This window comes from Schaalia georgiae DSM 6843 (genome assembly GCF_000429245.1).
Classification (GTDB): domain Bacteria; phylum Actinomycetota; class Actinomycetes; order Actinomycetales; family Actinomycetaceae; genus Pauljensenia; species Pauljensenia georgiae.
This window is the reverse complement of the sequence record NZ_AUBM01000007.1, coordinates 325,402-339,081: the sequence shown is the minus strand read 5'-3', so window position 1 is coordinate 339,081 and position 13,680 is coordinate 325,402. Positions and strand designations below refer to the sequence as shown.

Genomic DNA, 13,680 nt, shown 5'->3' with positions numbered 1-13,680 from the left:
GGAGGAATCCCACATCGAGGTCGATCAGGAGCTGGCCCGCAGGCTGGGCGCCGGCCCTCTGCTGGAGCGCATCTGCCCGGCGCACGTGTACTCGGTCGAGGCCGATGGCACGATCGGCGTCGAGTACGCGGCGTGCCTGGAGTGCGGGACCTGCCTGGCCGTGGCGCCGAAGGGTGTGCTCAAGTGGCACTACCCGCGCGGCAGCTTCGGCATCATGTTCCGCGAGGGCTGAATCGGACGACGAAGGCGGGGCCCTGGGCCCCACCTGGTCACGGCGGCGGGAGCGCTCAGCGCTCCCGCCGCCCGACTGTTCGCGCGCCCCTGCGCGCAACTGCCCGTGGTGTTCGTGGCGGTTGCTTGCGGGGAGGGCCGGGGCCTTCGTGTCCGAGGCCCGCCTCGTTTCCGGGCGGTTGATTGCGGGGTGGCCCGGGGTGCGTCTTTGTCGGTGCTTTGTGCGCCTTCGTACACCGCACTGCGGGATTCAGCCGCTGCTGCGCCACTTAGCGCGCCATTGCGCCACTTGGCGTTCCGCTGCACCACTTAGGTCCGAGTGGGCCCTGCTTCTCCCGGCGTGTCGGGGGCCTAAGTGGTGCGTGCAGTGTCCAAGTGGTGCAGGCGCGGACTCAAACGAGGGGCGGCTTGGCCCATGAGGGCGTGTGCGGACAATGTGAGCCGACGGATTCCGCTTCCACCGCGCCTCAGACGTCGGGGTCGGTGTGGGGTTTGGGGTCTTTGGCCCAGTCGGTGGTGCGGGTTGGGTAGGTGGTGGGGTGGCGATGGTGTAGACGGTGCCGGTGGCGAGGTGCCGGGTGGTGGTGGCGGCCTGTTGGGCCTGTTGGACGCGGGTGGGTGAGGCGGTGTGGGGCAGGTAGATGGGGTCGATATCGGCGAATTTCGTCGTGAGCATGTGGATCCCGGGGTGGTCGGGACCGATGTGGATGCCCGCGTTGATACTGAGGATGGCTGGCCCCCGTCGACGTCCCCCGAGAAAGCAGACGAAGGGCCCCGGCACCACTGCGGGAGTGGTGCCGGGGCCCGTTCGCGCGGAGCCCGGGACTCAGTCGCCCCAGGCGGCGTTCACCAGAGCGCCCTTGTCGACGGGGTTGTCGGGGTTCAGGCGCATGGTCGCGGCGACCGCGGGGTCGAGGGCGGTGCCCGACTTCTCCAGGGGCCCGCCGGGGGCGGGGTGCAGGTCGGAGGCGCCGAACTGGTTCTCCTGGGCGGGCAGTCTCACGAAGAGGTTCTGCTGGGCGCGCGGGGCGATGATGTCCTGCCCGTGCGCCTCGCGGCCGTGGGCGTCGCGCCCGGGCGCGGTGTTCGTGCCGGCCTGCGGGTGGGACGTGAACTCGGCCAGAGTGGGGGCGTTGAACGTGCCCGATCCGCCGCCGTCCTTGGCCCACTGCCAGTGGACGGTGAACCACTCGGTGTCCTTGGAGGTGCGGTAGTACGTGTTGTAGTCGAGGCCCTGGGCCTCCTGGGGTCCGTACACGGCGGTGCCGTCGCCGTTCACGCCGCCGGCGAAACGCAGCAGCATGGAGTAGCGCCACGGGTCGCCTTCCTTGGAGTTGGCCGACTTGGTCAGCACGTTGTTGTAGATCTGGTTGTCGGTGGCGTTCCACGTCAGGCCCTTCTCAATGGACCAGGACTCGGGGGCGGTGCACTCGCCGGCCTTGTTGCGCGCGTTGCAGCCGTTGTAGCGCGTGTCCTCGCGGATCACCATGGGGGAGAGGGTGTCGACGATGGTGTTGTTGAAGATCTTGTCGGAGTCGGTGCCCGACAGGACGATCCCCTGGAAGGAGCTCTCGACGATGTTCGAGGCGATGATGTTGTGGGAGCTGACCTCGTCGAAGATCGCGGACTTGCCGACGTTGATGAAGTGGTTGCCCACGATCTGGGAGTTCATGACGCCCTCGTCGAACCACACGCCGATGAGGCGGCGCGGACTGTCCACGTTGGGGTCGTTGTGGTTGTAGCCGGCCTGGGAGTAGTCGTGCGTGTTGAAGGCGTAGCGCACGCCGTCGACGTGGGTGATCTTCGTGTCGCCGATGGTGCAGTAGGCGCCGCAGTTATCGACGATGAACCCCGCTTGGTTGTTCATCGACCACGTGTTGTGCTCGACGGAAATGTTCGACGACCGGTTGATGCCGAAGCCGACGCCGCCATTGTGGGTGATGGTGTTGCCCGACACGGTGGAGCCGTCAGCGTTCGCCAGGCCCAGCGCCGTGCCCATCGCCGAGTACTGGAAGGTGTTGTTGGTGATCGACACGTTCTTGCCGCCCACGAAGAACATGGCGCCCCCGGTGAGGGTGCCGATCTCGGGGTCCTTGTAGTCCCACTGCTGCAGCGGCGAGTACTTCTCGACCGTGAAGCCGTTGAAGACGGTGCCCTCCCCGCCCAGGGTGAGCGCCCGGTGGTGCTGGACGACCTCGACGGTGTGTCCGGAGGGGTTGTCGCCCAGGACGTAGGAGACGCCGGTGTGGGGCTTGACGTTGTAGCCCTGGCGGTTGTTCTTGGGGTTGACCAGTGTCACGGGGTCGGGGTCGTTGACCCAGAAGGTGCCCGGGCCCACCTGGGAGCGCTCCGCCACCTGGGTGAGTTCCTTGCCGTCGACGAAGACCTGCTCGGGGTAGGCGGCCATGCCCTCGACCGCGGGATCCGCGTTCACGGTGCCCACGTGGGAGAAGCGGACGAAGTCGCTGCGGGCCGAGGAGTAGGTGCCGTCGCCGTTGTCGTTCCAGTCCGCGACCACGTCCGCGCCGTTGAGTGAGACCTGCTGTCCCTTACCGGCGGTGATCTTGAGGCTCTTGAATGTGGTGATCTCGCCCTCGCGGTAGGTGCCCGAGGCGACTTCGACAGTCGCACCGGAGGGCGCGGCCTTCAGCGCTGCCCCCAGCGTCGCGAATGGGCGCTCGGCACTGCCGTCGTTGCTGTCCGCGCCGGTCGCTTGGGAAACGTGGATCGTGGTGGGGGAGCCGGCGAGCGCAGGGCCGGACAGTAGTAGTCCGGCCGTCGCCAGCACGAGGGCGCCCGCAGCTCCGATGGTCTTGTTGAGGTAGCGCATGAGCTCACTTTCTGGGTATCCGGTGGTCATGAACCAACATGGACCGAATGGTAAATGTTGGCCGCCCATTACGATACCCCCTTTCGTAATGGGAGGGAAGGCTCCCGATGTCCCTGCGTGTCGCATAGGCGGACCGTTTGGCAGTAATTGACGTGTTGGCGGCGTCTGGCGCCGCGGTGGTCCGGCGCGCCCGCCCGCACCGCCGGGCGGCAGTCCTGCGCGGATACGCGCCCTCCGCCGCGGCGCTGTTGGTTCAACGACTGAATACTGGGCGGCAGTCCTGCGCTAACACGCGCCCTCCGCCCTGGCGCCCCCGTTGGCGGTGCCCCGACGCGGCCGGGATCAGTGGGCCAGGTGCTCGTGGGCGGCGTGCTCCGCGCACTCCAGCTGGAAGGTCGAATGGGCGATCTCGACGGGGAAGTGATGCGCCGCGCACTCGCCGAGGCTGTGGACGATGCGGTCCCGCCCGTGGGCGTCGACGGCGGGGGAGACCTCGACATGGGCGGTCACGGCCACCAGGCCGGTGGCGACCGTCGTGACGTGGAGGTCGTGGACGCGGGTGACTCCGGGGACCGCCAGCATGTGCTCGCGCACCTGCGCCAGCTCGATCCTATGGGGGGTCCGCTCCATGAGGATCCCGATGGACTTGCGCAGTAGCCCCAGCGCCCGCGGCGCCATAAGGGCCGCGATGAGCAGGGAGGCGACGGCGTCGGCACCGCTCCACCCCGTCGCCAGGGCGCAGGCCGCAGCGGCGATCACCGCGACGGAGCCCAGGGCGTCGTTGGCGACCTCCAAGAACGCGGCGCGCATATTGAGGGAGGACCCCCGCCCTCCCATGAGTATGAGCAGGGACGCGCCGTTCGCGATCAGGCCGACGGCGCCGACGACCAGCATGGGGACGGGCTCGACGGCCTCGGGCAACACGAGGCGCCACACCGCCTCCCACGCGACGATGGCGCAGATGATCGCCAGCATCCCCGCCTGCAGGGCGGCCGCCAGCACCTCCGAGCGCGCCCACCCCCACGTGTGGCGGTCGTCGCGGGGCCGGGTCATGAGGTGGGCTGCGACCAGGGCCACCACAAGCCCGGAGGAGTCCACTGCCATGTGGCCCGCGTCCGCCGCCAGCGACAACGAACCGGACACGTGGGCGGCGACGAGTTCAGCTGCCATGACGCCCGCAGTGACCCCGAGCGCCATGAGGAGCCTCGTGCGTGAGGCGCGGGCGTGGTCGTGCGAGTGGCCGCCGTGGGAGTGCCCATGCCCTCCGCCGCGCGCCTCCCCGTTCCCCCGCGGCCCCGGCCGTGCGCCGTCGCCCGCCGAGGGGGCGCACGGCAGGCCGACGGCCTGTTCACAGTCGTCGTGCTCGCTCATGCGCCCATCATATGCGGCGCCGCCGCGCTCCGACAGTCCCCGCGGGGGACGCATAGGACCGGGTACCCGAACGCCCGCCTCCCCGAGCGCGTACCCTTGGTCCATAGCGCGGGAACCACCGCGCCAGCTGCCTCACGGCAACATGGACAACAAAGGAGTGCCTCATGGCAACACCCCGCATCGTGACCGTCACGGGCGCAGCCGGGAACATCGGCTACGCCCTTCTCTTCCGCATCGCCTCCGGCCAGCTCTTCGGGCCCGACGTGCCCGTCAAGCTGAACCTCCTCGAGATCCCCCAGGCCGTCAAGGCCGCCGAGGGGACCGCGATGGAGTTGGACGACTGCGCGTTCCCGACCCTGGCGGGCGTGGAGATCTTCGACGACGCGTCCAAGGCGTTCCAGGGCACGAACGTCGCCTACCTGGTGGGCGCGATGCCCCGCCGCGCGGGCATGGAGCGCGCCGACCTGCTGGAGGCCAACGCGGGCATCTTCGGTCCCCAGGGCAAGGCCATCAACGACGGCGCCGCCGAGGACGTGCGCGTCCTCGTCGTGGGCAACCCCGCGAATACGAACGCCACCATCGCCCAGAACGCGGCACCGGACGTGCCCGCGTCCCGCTTCACCGCGATGATGCGCCTGGACCACAACCGCGCCGTCGCGCAGCTGGCCCACAAGACGGGTGCCGCGAACGCCGACATCAAGGACGTCGTCGTGTGGGGCAACCACTCCGCCGACCAGTACCCGGACGTGTCCTTCGCGAAGGTCGCGGGCAAGCCCGCGACCGAGCTGGTGGACGAGGAGTGGCTGTCGAGCTACTACCGTCCCACGGTCGCCAAGCGCGGCGCCGCCATCATCGAGGCGCGTGGCGCTTCGTCGGCCGCCTCTGCCGCGAACGCCGCCATCGACCACATGCACTCGTGGATCCACGGCACCCCCGCCGGCGAGTGGGTCACCGCCGGTGTCATGAGCGACGGCACCCACTACGGTGTGCCCGCCGGCCTGAACTTCGGCTTCCCCGTCACCTCCGACGGCGGCGAGTGGCAGGTCGTGGACGGCCTGGAGATCTCCGAGGCGACCCGCGCGGGCATCGACCACAACATCAAGGCCCTGCAGGAGGAGTACGACGCCGTCAAGGCACTCGGCTTCATCAAGTGAGCGCGCGCCCGCTGCTGCGGGCGGCGAGAACGGTGGGCGGTCCCAATGGGGCCGCCCACCGGCGCGTCCGGCCCTCGTGCGGGGCGTACCGCCGGTCCCCCCGGGCTTCCGGTGTCTGGTCCCAGCCTCCGGTCCCTGCGCGGGCTTCTGAGTTGCCGTCTGCTGCCGCGCAGTCCAGAGCGGTGCGGCGTGCCGCCGCGTCTCGAATGCTGGCTGGGTTGAGAAGTAACCCTGGTAGTCTCGAACGGCAACGGTTGGACACGTGAAAGGCGCCATAACAGTGAGCCCAACACCTCCGTCGGACTTCGAGGCCATATCGGCGCTCGCCGCCTACACCACCGACCTGACGGGAACGCGGAAGCGGCCGTGGCTCGCCCCGGGTGCCCCCGGACAGGGCTTCGTCAGGCCCAGCCAACTCGTCGTCAGCGAAGGCAGGGGGGACCTGGCCGACACCGCCGCGCGCCTCGAGGCCGGCGCGCCCTTGGGCGCGCACAAGGCGGGCGGCTCGACCTCCCAGGTCGCAGCCGCCGTGGCCGCCGCCCTCGCTTTCTTCGCCTCGCTCTACATCCCCAAGTACTGCCTCGACCTCAACCACGCGATGACGCGGGTCGGCGAGGGCCCGTCGGTCTTCGCCCTCGTGCTCTTCGCCCTCGCCATGGCGCTGCCCGTCACGATCTTCACCAGGCAGGTCGGCTCCAGGCCGGCGCACCCCCTGTGGCTGGCCGGCCTCATCGGAGCGGTCGTCATCCACGTCATTGCGGCCGCGCTGGCGGCCCTGGGCGCCTCCAACGACGCCCTCAAGGGGGTGGGGGAGCCGATCGCCCGCTCCGGAGTGCTCCTCCCCGTCATCCTCGTCCTCGTACTCGCCTTCGTCACAGCCGCACTCAACGGGATGGAAGAATGACACTCGCCGAAGAACGCCGGGCCATCGCCCAGGAAGCGGCCCTCGTGTCCGGGGCGGCGCGCGCCCACGAGGCCAGGGCGCACGCGGAGCTCACCCGGCGCCTCGCCGACTCGCATGCCGCACTCGACTCCCAGCTGGCCTCCATCGACGCCGCCGGAGCGCGCAGCGCCGCCCGCCTCCAGGAAGAGGGCGCGGCAGCCCGGGCCTCCTCGTCCCAGCAGCTGCGCTCCCTCTACGACAGCGCGCGCAACGCCAAACGGGGCTGCGAGCCCGCGCCGCTGACGAGGATCGGAACCCTGGAAGGGGGCGCCCCCCTGGCGGTCGGCCTCACCGACGGGCCGGGCGTGCTCGTCTCCTCGGCTCACGGCGCCGCGCCCGCCCACGACCTCGCGCTCGCCCTGGCGGTGTCGCTGGTCGAGGACATCCCCCTCCAGCACCTGCGCATCCACGTCTACGACCCCCGCAACTCCCTCACGATGGCGCCGCTGGGCAGGCTGCGCGAGGCCCGCGCCGAGTCCTTCCCCGCGCCCCTCATCACTGAGCGCGACCTGGAGAACGCGCTCGACGACCTGCTCCGGCACGCCTCGGCGACCGCGGAGCTCCTGGCGGGCGAGGGCGAGCGCACCCTGTCGGACCTGTGGTCGCGCCTGGCGGTGCCCCAGGGCGAGTTCCGGGTCCTCGTGCTCCTCGACTACCCCAGTTCCCTCAGCGAGAGGGCGCGCGAGCAACTGCGGGCCCTCGCCTCGTCCCCTGGCCGCGGCGTGTGCGTCATCGCGGCCGGCCAGGGGCCGGGCGCCGCGCCCGAGGGGGACGGCGCGCTGGCGGGGCTGCTGACGGACGTGCGCGTCGACCGGGACCGTGTCGCCATCGGTGCCGCAGGGCGCTGGGCCGTGGGCGCCCTCCTGGCGCTGGACCCCGCCCAGGTGAGTGCCGTGGTCTCCGCAGCCGTCGCCTCGTCGAACAAGGTCGAGGGCCCCACCTACCCGCTCTCCGAGTTCATCGAGGGCGGTGAGCCCATGTGGTCGCGCTCGAGCGCGGACGGCCTCAGCGCCGTCATCGGGCGCACCCGGGGCGACGCCCTGACGATCCGGCTGTCCAGCCAGAACCCCGCCATGCCGAACATGCTGGTGGGAGGCGCCGTCGGCCAGGGCAAGTCGAACCTGCTGCTCGACATCGTCTACGCGCTGGCCTACCACTACGGCCCCGACGAGCTGCGGATGCTGCTCCTCGACTTCAAGGAGGGCGTGGAGTTCCGCCGTTTCGCCGCCAACGACGAGGGGCGCGACTGGCTGCCCCACGCGCGCCTGGTCGCCCTGGAGTCGAACGCCGTCTTCGGCGCGTCCGTCCTGTCCTACCTGACCGACGAGATCCGTGCGCGCGCCAACACCTTCAAAGAGGCGGGCGTCGGATCCTACGACGCCTACCGCGCCCAGGGCGGGTCCATGCCGCGCCTGCTGGTGGTCGCCGACGAGTTCCAGATGCTCTTCGAGGGCAATGACGACGTCGCCCGCGACGCCGTGCGCGCACTGGAGCAGATCGCCCGCCAGGGGCGCTCCGCGGGCATCCACCTGGTCCTGGCCTCCCAGACCCTCTCCGGCATCCGGGCCCTGGCCAACAAGGAGCAGGCGATCTTCGGGCAGTTCGCCTCGCGCCTGTCCCTGAAGAACAAGGCGCAGGAATCCGAGACGATCCTGGCGCGCGGCAACCGCGCCGCAGCCGACCTCACCTACCGCGGCGAGGTCGTCCTCAACGAGAACTTCGGCGAGGACCCCAGCCGCAATATCCGCGGCACCTGCGCGTGGGCGCAAGACGACTACGTGCGCGACCTGCAAAGGCGGATGTTCGCCGCCGCGCCCCACGGCCCCGCGCCCACCGTCTTCAACCCCTACGCGCCCGTCGCCTGGGAGCGCCACGACTCCGTGCCCTTCGCCCGGGGGCGCTCAGCCGCCACCGACGGCATCGACCTGGGCCGACGGATCGGCGTCGATGAGAGCCCCGTGTGGCACCCGGTCATGGGGTCCCGGCCGATCGGCCTGGCCATCGTCGGCGAGCCCTCGCTGGAAGTCGATGGGCTCATCGCGGCCGCCGCCTCGTCGTTGGCCCGCCTCCGGCCGGGCGTCCCCCTGACCTTCGTGGTCGGCTCCTACGGGGACGCCCCCGTGCCCATCCGCCTCACCGCCTCCCACCTGGAGGGACGGGGCGCGCCCGTGCGCGTGGTGACGGGGGAGGGGGCGTCGGCCCTCCTGCGCGACGGCCTGCCCGGCGACCAGGCCGTGGTGCTGGTGGACGCCGATCAGCTCATCGACTTCACCGACCCCATCGAGGGCGAGGACGTTCCCCGCTTCGGCGAGCCCCCCTCGATCCGCTCGCGCCTGGCCGACGTCCTCCACGACACCAGTGCCGCGGGCCACCCTGCGGTCGTCACCGCGTGGTCGTCCTACGCGGCCCTGGAGGGCGTCGTGGGCAGGGACCTGCGCGGCGTCAGTGGAGTCGCCCTGGTCGGGCAGGACCGGCGGACCCTCCACGACGTGTCGGGCGACTTCTCGCTGGAGCCCCCCGAGGAGTCCCCCCGTTTCGTCTACGTGCGGCCCGGCGCCGCCAACCAGTCGTTCATCGGCGTCCCCTTCTCGCTGCCGACCCCCAAGGAGGAACGGTGAGCATCGTCACCGACTACAACGCGCAGCTCGCCCTCTTCGCGGGCTCCCTGGACCAGGCGCAGGACCTGGGGGCGCGCGCCGAGGCGGAGGCGGCCGCCGAGCGCGAGCGCGCCAAGTCCGAGGCCGCGGCCCGCGACGCGGCCGCCCGCGAGGAGTTCGACCAGCTCCGGCAGGCAGCCGAGCAGGCGGAGAGGGCGCGGGCCCTCATGGAGGTCGCGCCCCAGACGGTGCCCGAGGACCAGCTGATCCCCGTCGGCGAACTGCCCGTAAGGGCCGCGGCCGTCTTCAGCGCCGCCCACTCCCTCGTGGAGCGCGAGGCGATGCTCCGCCAGATCGAGGAGGCTGACGCCCGCAGGCGCGCCAGCCGGGCGCCGGCGAACCAGGGCCGCACCATCATGCTGGTCTGCGGGGCGCTGGGACTGTGCTACATCCTCCTCGGAGCGATCGGCGCCGTCTGAGCCGCCGACAACCCACCAACGAAAGGACCCCCAATGGCCTCCATGCTCGGGCAATTGCGCGGCGAACTGGCCGATTTCCAATCCGACGCGACCAGGACGGGCCGCGAACTGGAGATCTACACGAAGCGCTTCACCGTCCAGCAGGGCCGGATCAACGCCCTGATCGGCGGATCCACCCGCCGCATCGACGTCGAGTTGATCGACACCCTGGAACAGGCGCACCGCCAACTCATGCACGCCATCATGGCGTTGGACAACGTCGCGAAGGCGACCGGCGAGTACGCGGACTCCCTGTGATGGGCGACCGGTCCCAAGAGGAGGAAAGGCTCAGGCGCCTCGCGGAGGCGAGGGGCTGCCTGTCCGACAGCGCGCACTACTCGGCCAGGGCGGTCAGCAGGCTCGACCTGCTGGCCTCGCAGCTGCGGGACCTGATGGCGGACATCGATGCGACCGTGGCGGGCTCCCTGGCCGGAGCGGACGCGCGCCTGTACGGGGCCGCGAACGAGGTGCACCGACTGGTGCGGCGGGCCTGCGAGGCGGCGTCAACGGCCTCGCGCAGCGCCGAGCGCGACGCGTCAGAGCTGGGGTGAGGCGCCATGTCCGCTGTCACTGAGATCATCGCGCGCCTGCTGGTCATCTCCGAGGAAGCCGAGCACATCCTGGCTGCCCTGGACGGCGCCGACGCGGATCTGAGCTCGGCCGGGCACTACGCGGAGCAGGCCGGGCGCGTCTCACCGCAGCCGTGCGGGGAGACGGCCGCCGCACTGGCGGGCGAGGCGAAGCGGGACATCGCCTCGGCGCGCGGCGCCCTCTCGGATCTGCGGGCAGCCGCAGCCGGGTACGCGGGGACCCTGTAGGCCCCGCTGGTTGCTACCGCAATCGCGAGCGCCTGCCTCGGAGGCAGTATCAGCGGTCCTCCCATGCACTCCTCCCCCGGAGTACGCACACAAGGGGCCCGGATTAGACAACACTGTTCGCACACAAGGGCTTGATTCCGCCCTTGTGTGCGACGACGTGTTGCGTAATTCCGTCCGTTGTGTGCGTAACTGGGGCGGTGCCCAGGGGCCCGCACCCGCGTTCGCGCAGAACCATTAGACTGGCGCCCATGACTGAAAACGCGCAGCTCGTTCTCACCCTGTCGTGCCCGGACCGCCCCGGCATCGTCCATGCCGTCACCGGCGTCATCGGCGCGGCGGGCGGCAACGTCATCCAGTCCCAGCAGTTCGGCGACCCCGGCACGGGCACCTTCTTCATGCGCGTGGAAGTGGACTCGCCCGCGGGCCGCGCCCCCGTGGAGGAGGGCCTGGCCGACGTGGCGCGCCAGTTCGGCGCCGACTACCGGCTCGACGAGCTGGGGCGCCGCCTGCGCACCATCATCATGGTTTCGCGAGAGGGCCACTGCCTCACGGACCTGCTCTACCGCCAGCGCACCCAGGGCCTGCCCATCGAGGTCGTGGCGGTGGTGGGCAACCACCCGGACCTGGCGCCCGTCGCCCAGTTCTACGGCGTCCCCTTCCTCAACATCCCCGTCACGAAGGACGCGAAAGCCCGGGCCGAGGAGCAGTTGCTCGACCTCGTCGCCTCGGAGAAAGTGGAACTGGTGGTGCTGGCGCGCTATATGCAGATCCTCTCCGATGGCGTGTGCCGGGCCATGGAGGGCCGCGTCATCAACATCCACCACTCCTTCCTCCCCTCCTTCAAAGGCGCCCGCCCCTATGCCCAGGCCCACGAGCGCGGCGTGAAACTCATCGGCGCCACCGCCCACTACGTGACGGCCGACCTGGATGAGGGGCCCATCATCGAGCAGGACGTGACGCGGGTCAGCCACGCGGACTCCACCGCCGACATGGTCGCCCTGGGCCAGGACGTGGAGCGGCGGGTTCTCGCTCAGGCCGTCCGTTTCCATGCCGAGCACCGGGTTCTCACGAACGGGACGAGGACCGTCGTCTTCGCCAAATGAGGCGCGGTTCCACCAAGTGGGCCGTGGCCAGTCGACTCGGCAGCGGCAGTGGGAAAGCGGCGCCTCCGTGTGCGCGGCATGCGGCTGGACGCGGTCCAGGGCGTCGGCTCCGGCGGCGCGGTGCCTCCGTGTGCGCGGCATTCGGTTTTGTCGCACCGAGGGGGCCTGCTGGGCGGGTGGGGCAGCCTTGTTGCGCGGTTCGCCCGAGGTCTGTTTTCACAGCGATACCTCCACTTTTACAGCAATACCACACTTTGCAAGCATTATAACACTTGCAAAGCGTGGTATCCCTTTGAAAACTCCACTTCGCTTGCAAAACGGCCCCCGCGCCCGTCCGGCGGGCGAGGTTTCCCTTTGAAAACGCGACTTCGCGTGTAAAACGACCTGGACGCCCCGCGTAGTGGGCTGTTAGCACGGTGAGACCGACACGGCGGGCTGGTCCATTCTGTGTCTGAGTCTCACGGTTTTGGTGCGATTCTGCTGAATTCGTGCGGACTCAGACACATTTCGGACCAGTTTCCCGGAAAGGACCCGTCCCCGCCCGGGGTTCGGTCAAAGCGATCCAGCTCGACGGGATGCGGGAGGAAAGGACCCATTCCCGCCCGGGGCTCGTGCGCATTCTGACCCACCGCTCAGGGCTGGCCTGGTCACTTTTTGGCCACCGCGCGCCACGCCGTGGACCGGGGCGGCATGGTCGGAACAGGGTGTGCGTGATCTTTCGGGCATTTGCTCGGTAAAGGTGAGTTGACCGCTTGATAAGTGGCACACTTGATGGGTGGATCAGACACGGACTACAGCCAAGCCCGTCACCGGATACGTGCCCGGTGGCTTCGACATGTTCCATCAGGGGCACCTCAACATCCTGCGCGCTGCGCGCGAGCGCTGCGACCGACTGGTGGTCGGAGTCACCTCCGACGAGGCGCTTATCCGCATGAAAGGGCGGGCTCCCGTCATCCCCCTCAAAGAGCGTTGCGATTTGGTCTCCTCCCTGCGCTTCGTCGACGCCGTCGTGGTGGACCTCGACCAGGACAAGCGCCTCGCGTGGCGCTTGCAGCCCTTCGATGTCCTCTTCAAGGGCGACGACTGGAAGGACACCCCCAAAGGGGCCAAACTGGAGGCCGAGATGGCCGAGGTGGGCGCCCGTGTCGTCTACCTGCCCTACACCCCCTCCACCTCGTCCACCAAGTTGCGCCGTTTCATCGCGCCCGAGGACTTCTCCGACGACGAGGCGCCCGCAGCATCCAGCGAGGCGTCCGCAATACCCGACGAGGCGCCCGCGGCAGACGCCCAGGCCCCTCGTTCGGCAGCCGGCGAAGCGTCCGCAGCAGACGCCGTGGCCCGGCCCCTGGACGAGGGGGCAGTGCGATGAGTGACTGGCAGGCCCCCTCGGGAACATGGGCCCAGCGCTTCGGCCAGTACCGCCGCGAGCTCGGCGCCGCTCAGAAACCCGGCGACGGCGTGCCCGCCTACATGCGGTGGGTGAACCGCTCGGGCGCCAGGGTCGTCGCCGCCGCGGCAGCCGCCTGGGGGTGGACCCCCAACTTCGTGAGCCTCGTGTCCGTGTGCCTTTCCGCTGCGGGCATGGCGCTCCTGGTCGCCCTGCCTCCCGCGTGGTGGACGGGGATCCCCGTCGGCGTCCTCCTGGCTGCGGGTTTCCTCTTCGACTCGGCCGACGGCCAGGTCTCCCGCGTCACCCACGCCTCGTCGAAGACGGGGGAGTGGGTCGACCACGTCGCCGACGCCTTCCGCAGTCCCGCCATCCACTACTGCGCGGCCGTCGCGCTCATGTGGCACCAGCAGGAGCAGTGGTGGCTCGCCCTGGTGGCCCTGGTTTACGGGTGGGTCGCCTCCGGGCAGTTCATGAGCCAGATCCTGGCCGAGCAGTTCGTGCGCGCCGCGGGCCGCAAGCAGACCCGGGGCGGCACACTGCGCAGCTTCATCCTGCTGCCCACCGATCCGGGGACGCTGTGCTGGTCCTTCGTCCTGTGGGGGCTGGGGACGCCCTTCGCCGTTCTCTACACGGCGCTCGCGGCCATCGCCTGCGCCCACAGCGCGATCTCTCTGCGCAGGCGCTACCGCGACCTGCGGGCCCTGGACGCAGCGGAGCGCCGCTGA

Annotated in this window: 12 protein-coding genes and 1 pseudogene; 11 read left to right on the top strand and 2 right to left on the bottom strand. The window is 70.2% G+C overall.

Annotated elements, in window-relative coordinates; all coding sequences use genetic code 11:
- The coding region (locus G447_RS0103480; protein WP_026430064.1) for a ferredoxin family protein at positions 1 to 232 on the top strand (232 nt) is incomplete at its 5' end.
- A gap of 825 nt (positions 233 to 1,057) precedes the next feature.
- Here the strand turns inward: G447_RS0103480 and G447_RS0103475 are convergent.
- Positions 1,058 to 3,091 (bottom strand): right-handed parallel beta-helix repeat-containing protein, encoded by a 2,034-nt coding sequence (locus G447_RS0103475; protein WP_243442291.1) that lies wholly within the window; start codon positions 3,089 to 3,091, stop codon positions 1,058 to 1,060.
- A gap of 312 nt (positions 3,092 to 3,403) precedes the next feature.
- Entirely contained in the window at positions 3,404 to 4,432 is a 1,029-nt protein-coding gene (locus G447_RS0103470; RefSeq protein WP_026430062.1) for a cation diffusion facilitator family transporter, read from the bottom strand.
- A gap of 164 nt (positions 4,433 to 4,596) precedes the next feature.
- Here G447_RS0103470 and G447_RS0103465 point away from each other — a divergent pair, with 164 nt between their 5' ends.
- The 10 genes and pseudogenes from G447_RS0103465 (at position 4,597) to G447_RS0103420 (ending at position 13,680) form a co-directional block, all read left to right on the top strand.
- Complete coding sequence (locus tag G447_RS0103465; RefSeq protein ID WP_026430061.1) at positions 4,597 to 5,586, top strand: malate dehydrogenase; 990 nt, start codon at positions 4,597 to 4,599, stop codon at positions 5,584 to 5,586.
- Positions 5,587 to 5,866: 280 nt separating this feature from the next.
- Positions 5,867 to 6,490, top strand: coding sequence for a hypothetical protein (locus tag G447_RS0103460; protein WP_026430060.1), 624 nt, complete (start codon positions 5,867 to 5,869; stop codon positions 6,488 to 6,490).
- On the top strand, positions 6,487 to 9,147 hold the full coding sequence (locus G447_RS12765; RefSeq protein ID WP_026430059.1) for an FtsK/SpoIIIE domain-containing protein: 2,661 nt from the start codon (positions 6,487 to 6,489) through the stop codon (positions 9,145 to 9,147). Before G447_RS0103460 ends, G447_RS12765 begins: the two co-directional genes overlap by 4 nt.
- The gene (locus G447_RS0103450; RefSeq protein WP_026430058.1) at positions 9,144 to 9,605 is read left to right on the top strand and encodes a hypothetical protein; all 462 of its coding nucleotides are present in this window, start codon (positions 9,144 to 9,146) and stop codon (positions 9,603 to 9,605) included. The genes G447_RS12765 and G447_RS0103450 overlap by 4 nt, the downstream gene beginning before the upstream one ends.
- A gap of 33 nt (positions 9,606 to 9,638) precedes the next feature.
- A complete protein-coding gene (locus G447_RS0103445) occupies positions 9,639 to 9,902 on the top strand; it encodes a hypothetical protein (RefSeq protein ID WP_005868350.1) in 264 nt (87 codons plus the stop codon).
- Positions 9,902 to 10,195: a hypothetical protein gene (locus tag G447_RS0103440; protein WP_034476185.1), complete on the top strand. Its 294-nt coding sequence runs from the start codon at positions 9,902 to 9,904 to the stop codon at positions 10,193 to 10,195. The genes G447_RS0103445 and G447_RS0103440 overlap by 1 nt, the downstream gene beginning before the upstream one ends.
- A gap of 6 nt (positions 10,196 to 10,201) precedes the next feature.
- Entirely contained in the window at positions 10,202 to 10,462 is a 261-nt protein-coding gene (locus tag G447_RS0103435; RefSeq protein WP_026430057.1) for a hypothetical protein, read from the top strand.
- A gap of 248 nt (positions 10,463 to 10,710) precedes the next feature.
- Positions 10,711 to 11,565 (top strand): formyltetrahydrofolate deformylase, encoded by an 855-nt coding sequence (purU, locus tag G447_RS0103430; protein ID WP_026430056.1) that lies wholly within the window; start codon positions 10,711 to 10,713, stop codon positions 11,563 to 11,565.
- Between the two features lie 775 nt (positions 11,566 to 12,340).
- Positions 12,341 to 12,823 (top strand): annotated as a pseudogene (locus G447_RS11010) (FAD synthase family protein); the annotation flags it as partial.
- A 107-nt stretch (positions 12,824 to 12,930) separates the two neighbouring features.
- On the top strand, positions 12,931 to 13,680 hold the full coding sequence (locus tag G447_RS0103420; protein WP_026430054.1) for a CDP-alcohol phosphatidyltransferase family protein: 750 nt from the start codon (positions 12,931 to 12,933) through the stop codon (positions 13,678 to 13,680).

Coding starts and splice junctions, on each gene's coding strand:
- G447_RS0103475 (WP_243442291.1), bottom strand. CDS start 3,091: ATGACCACCGGATACCCAGAAAGTGAGCTCATGCGCTACCTCAACAAG.
- G447_RS0103470 (WP_026430062.1), bottom strand. CDS start 4,432: ATGAGCGAGCACGACGACTGTGAACAGGCCGTCGGCCTGCCGTGCGCC.
- G447_RS0103465 (WP_026430061.1), top strand. CDS start 4,597: ATGGCAACACCCCGCATCGTGACCGTCACGGGCGCAGCCGGGAACATC.
- G447_RS12765 (WP_026430059.1), top strand. CDS start 6,487: ATGACACTCGCCGAAGAACGCCGGGCCATCGCCCAGGAAGCGGCCCTC.
- G447_RS0103445 (WP_005868350.1), top strand. CDS start 9,639: ATGGCCTCCATGCTCGGGCAATTGCGCGGCGAACTGGCCGATTTCCAA.
- G447_RS0103440 (WP_034476185.1), top strand. CDS start 9,902: ATGGGCGACCGGTCCCAAGAGGAGGAAAGGCTCAGGCGCCTCGCGGAG.
- G447_RS0103435 (WP_026430057.1), top strand. CDS start 10,202: ATGTCCGCTGTCACTGAGATCATCGCGCGCCTGCTGGTCATCTCCGAG.
- purU (WP_026430056.1), top strand. CDS start 10,711: ATGACTGAAAACGCGCAGCTCGTTCTCACCCTGTCGTGCCCGGACCGC.
- G447_RS0103420 (WP_026430054.1), top strand. CDS start 12,931: ATGAGTGACTGGCAGGCCCCCTCGGGAACATGGGCCCAGCGCTTCGGC.